This window comes from Streptomyces spiralis (assembly GCF_014654675.1).
In the GTDB taxonomy this organism is placed as follows: Bacteria; Actinomycetota; Actinomycetes; order Streptomycetales; family Streptomycetaceae; genus Streptomyces; species Streptomyces spiralis.
In genome coordinates this window covers 1-3738 of the sequence record NZ_BNBC01000114.1, presented here as the reverse complement: position 1 = coordinate 3738, position 3738 = coordinate 1, and the positions used below count along the sequence as shown (strand labels likewise).

Here is a 3738-nt window from a genome sequence, read left to right as displayed (position 1 = left end):
GACCGCTTCTTCCCCTCCTCCAAGCTGTGCTCCCACTGCGGCACCCTCCAGCCGGAGATGCCGCTGAACGTCCGCACATGGACGTGTGACAGCTGTGGCACGGCCCATGACCGGGACGTGAACGCGGCGAAGAACCTTCTGGCCGCCGGGCTGACGGTGTCTGTCTGTGGAGCCGGTGTAAGACCTCAACGGAGAACTCCGGGCGGGCAGTCGGCAGTGAAGCAGAAAACCCCACGGCGCGAGCCGTAGGAATCCCCCTCGTTCACGAGGGGGAGGAAGTCAAGTCGGATCTCCCGGTGTTCGGCAGCAGGACGGGACGGGCCCGGTCCACCGTCGCCGCCGGTGCTGCCAGGAAACTGACGCGCCGCTGACGGCCGCCACGGGCCTCGCCTCGTCCATAAGACATGACAGGGCCCGCGGGTCGAGTCCGGCTGTGGCGCGGCTCGTGGGCGGCTCGTGCGCGGGGGACGGGCCGGGAGCGGGCCCGGGGTGTCCGCCCGTGCACGACCGCAGGCCCTGGGGTCTTGCGACCGGTCCTCGACCCGTTGTCCAGCGGAGCGCTCGAGGATGCCGCCAGGTCGGGAGGTGAGAGCACCTTTCGTTTCGGCGTGAGGAGTGCGTGATGCGCAAGGTCGTTTCCCCGGACGGCACGACGATCGCTTACGAGAAGGCGGGTGACGGCCCGCCGATCGTGCTTCTGAACGGATCGTTCCGCGACCACACCATCTTCGACGCGCTGGTGCCCGAGCTGGCGCCGCACTGCACCACGTACGTCTACGACCGCCGGGGCCGCGGCGAGAGCGGCGACTCCCCCCAGTACGCCGTCGCCCGTGAGATCGAGGACCTCCAGGCGGTGATCCAGGAGGCCGGCGGGTCGGCGGTGGTGTTCGCCGGGTCCTCGGGCGCGAACCTGGCCATCGAGGCGGCGCTCGCCGGCGCCCCGATCACCCGGCTGGCGCTGCACGAGCCGTTCTACCGGGTCGAGGGCTTCCCCAAGCCGCCGTGGAACGTCGCCAAGACCCTGCGGGTGCTCATGGAGCAGGACCGGCGCCGGGAGGCGGTCGAGTACTACCTGGGCAGCTTCCTGGGCCTGACCCCGGACACGGTCGCGCAGTGGCGCAACGGCCCGATCTGGGCGGTGAACGAGGCGAACGCCCACACGCTCGCCTACGACCTGGCGATCTGCGGCGACTGCACCGTCCCGGCCGACCGTCTCGCCGGATGCACCACACCGACGCTGGTCCTCAACAGCACCGGCACCAGCGAATGGCTGCGTGCGGCGGCGCGGGCGACCGCGGCGGCCCTGCCCGACGGCCGGTCACTGGAACTGCCCGGTTCCTGGCACCGGATCGACATGGACGTGCTCGGCCGGACCCTGGTCGAGTTCGCCACCGCCTGAGACCTCCCCATCCGGCACGTCACCTCACGCTCCGGCACGTCACCTCACGTTCAGGAGGGCACCACCGTGACCACAGCGCACACCCTGGCCGCCGGGCCCACCGCGCGGGCGGCCGGAACCGCCGCCACCCGCGAGCGGGGCGCCACCGTGTGGCTGACCGGACTGCCGAGCGCGGGCAAGACCACCCTGGCCCGTGCCGTCGCGCAGCGGCTGCGGGCCACGGGCCGCAGGGTCGAGGTGCTCGACGGCGACGAGATCCGCCGATTCCTGTCCCAGGAGCTCGGGTTCACCCGGCGGGACCGGCACACCAACGTGACCCGGATCGGCTTCCTGGCACAGACGCTCGCCTCCCACGGCGTGCTGGTGCTGGCCCCGGTCATCGCCCCGTACGCCGCCTCCCGCGCCGCGGTCCGTGAACGGCACGCCGCCCGCGGCGTCGAGTACCTGGAGGTGCACGTCGCGACGCCCGTCGAGGTGTGCTCCGTGCGCGATGTGAAGGGCCTGTACGCCAGGCAGGCCGCGGGCGAGCTGACGGGGCTCACGGGTGTCGACGACCCGTACGAGGAGCCCGAGGCACCCGATCTGCGGATCCGGACCCAGAGCAGATCGGTGGCGGACACCGCCGCCGAACTGCACACCTTCCTCACCGAGAGGGGCCTTGCTTGACTTCCTCCTCCGCCTAAAGGCGGGGGATTCCAGCGGTCGCCCGCTGGGTTTCCTGTTTCATCGACGACCGCCCCGTCCGGGAGGACTCCCGTTGAGGTCTTACACCGTCTCCACAGGCAGAGGCCGCCAGCCCGGCGGCCAGGATGTTGCGTGCCGCGTTCACGTCGCGGTCATGCACCGCGCCGCAGCCGCACGTCCACTCGCGGACGTGCAGCGGCAGCCTCGCCGCGACCTTGCCGCAGGTCCCGCACAGCTTCGAGCTGGGGAAGAAGCGGTCGATCACGACGAGTTCGCGCCCGTACCAGGCGCACTTGTACTCCAGCATCAAGCGCAGTTCCGTCCACGACGCATCCGAGATGGCGCGCGCGAGGCGGCCGTTCTTCAGCAGGTTGCGGACGGTGAGGTCCTCGATCACGACCGTTTGGTTCTCACGGACGAGCCGAGTCGACAGCTTGTGCAGGAAGTCGCGGCGCCGGTCGGTGATCCGTGCGTGGACCTTGGCGACGCGACGCCGGGCCTTCTCCCGGTTCGCGGAGCCCTTCGCCTTCCACGACAGCTCCCGCTGCGCGCGGGCCAGCCGGGCACGGTCACGCCGCTCGTGCTTGGGGTTGGCGATCTTCTCCCCGGTGGACAGGGTCACCAGGGAGGTGATCCCGGCGTCGATGCCGACCGCCGAGCTGGTGGCGGGGGCCGGTTGGATGGTGTCCTCGCACAGCAGGGACACGTACCAGCGCCCCGCCGCGTCACGGGACACGGTCACCGTGGTCGGCTCCGATCCCTCTGGCAGAGGGCGCGACCAGCGGATGTCCAGCGGCCCCGCCATCTTCGCCAGGGTCAGTTGCCCGTCGCGCCATGTGAAGGCGCTGCGGGTGTACTCGGCGGACGCCCTCGACTTCTTCCGGCTCTTGTACCGGGGGTACTTCGCCCGCTTGGCGAAGAAGCCTGCGAACGCCGTCTGAAGGTGGCGCAGCGCCTGCTGGAGCGGGACGGAGGACACCTCCGTCAGGAAGGCCAGTTCCTCGGTCTTCTTCCACTGCGTCAGCGCCGCGGACGACTGCACGTAGGAGATCCGGCGCTGCTCGCCGTACCAGGCCCGCGTGCGCTCCTGAAGCGCCTTGTTGTAGACGAGGCGGACGCAGCCGAACGTGCGCGACAGCTCCACTGCCTGCTCGTCCGTCGGGTAAAAGCGGTACTTGAAAGCCCGCTTGACCTGCTGCGTCACGTCTCACACCGTATCAGTTTCCTTGTGGGCAACTGGCGTTGGCTGGTGGCTGGTGGACACCGAATCGCCTCCCTGCCCTGCTCCACAGGAGTCCGTTTCCTCCCCGGCCCGAGGGGCGGGGTATCCATGGAGGAATCCCGATGACGGCTCTGATGCAGAGTCCGGCCGAGCCGGCCGAGGACACGGTGACGCTCTCCCACCTCGACGGACTCGAGTCGGAGGCGGTGCACATCTTCCGGGAGGTGGCGGGCGAGTTCGAGAACCCCGTGATCCTGTTCTCCGGGGGCAAGGACTCCATCCTCATGCTGCACCTGGCGCTGAAGGCGTTCGCGCCGGCGCCGGTGCCGTTCGCTCTGCTGCACGTGGACACCGGACACAACTTCCCCGAGGTCCTGGAGTACCGGGACCGGACCGTGGCCAAGCACGGCCTGCGGCTGCACGTGGCCTCCGT

The 3738-nt window shown here is 70.2% G+C and carries 5 protein-coding genes; 4 read left to right on the top strand and 1 reads right to left on the bottom strand.

The window, feature by feature from the left end:
• The 3 genes from IE318_RS44110 to cysC form a co-directional block, all read left to right on the top strand.
• The coding region (locus IE318_RS44110) for a zinc ribbon domain-containing protein (RefSeq protein ID WP_189908453.1) at nucleotides 1–249 on the top strand (249 nt) is incomplete at its 5' end.
• Nucleotides 250–622: 373 nt separating this feature from the next.
• Nucleotides 623–1399, top strand: a complete 777-nt coding sequence (locus IE318_RS44105; RefSeq protein ID WP_189908452.1) for an alpha/beta fold hydrolase — start codon at nucleotides 623–625, stop codon at nucleotides 1397–1399.
• A gap of 84 nt (nucleotides 1400–1483) precedes the next feature.
• Nucleotides 1484–2065, top strand: a complete 582-nt coding sequence (cysC, locus tag IE318_RS44100) for an adenylyl-sulfate kinase (protein WP_189908454.1) — start codon at nucleotides 1484–1486, stop codon at nucleotides 2063–2065.
• Nucleotides 2066–2078: 13 nt separating this feature from the next.
• Here cysC and IE318_RS44095 read toward each other — a convergent pair whose 3' ends face one another.
• A complete protein-coding gene (locus IE318_RS44095; protein ID WP_189908451.1) occupies nucleotides 2079–3287 on the bottom strand; it encodes an RNA-guided endonuclease InsQ/TnpB family protein in 1209 nt (402 codons plus the stop codon).
• Nucleotides 3288–3427: 140 nt separating this feature from the next.
• Between IE318_RS44095 and IE318_RS44090 the strand changes: the two genes are divergently transcribed.
• On the top strand, nucleotides 3428–3738 hold a 311-nt coding region (locus tag IE318_RS44090), incomplete at its 3' end, for a phosphoadenosine phosphosulfate reductase domain-containing protein (protein WP_189908450.1).

Excerpts from the sequence above, each read along its gene's own strand:
- IE318_RS44105 (WP_189908452.1), top strand. The coding sequence starts at position 623 with ATGCGCAAGGTCGTTTCCCCGGACGGCACGACGATCGCTTACGAGAAG.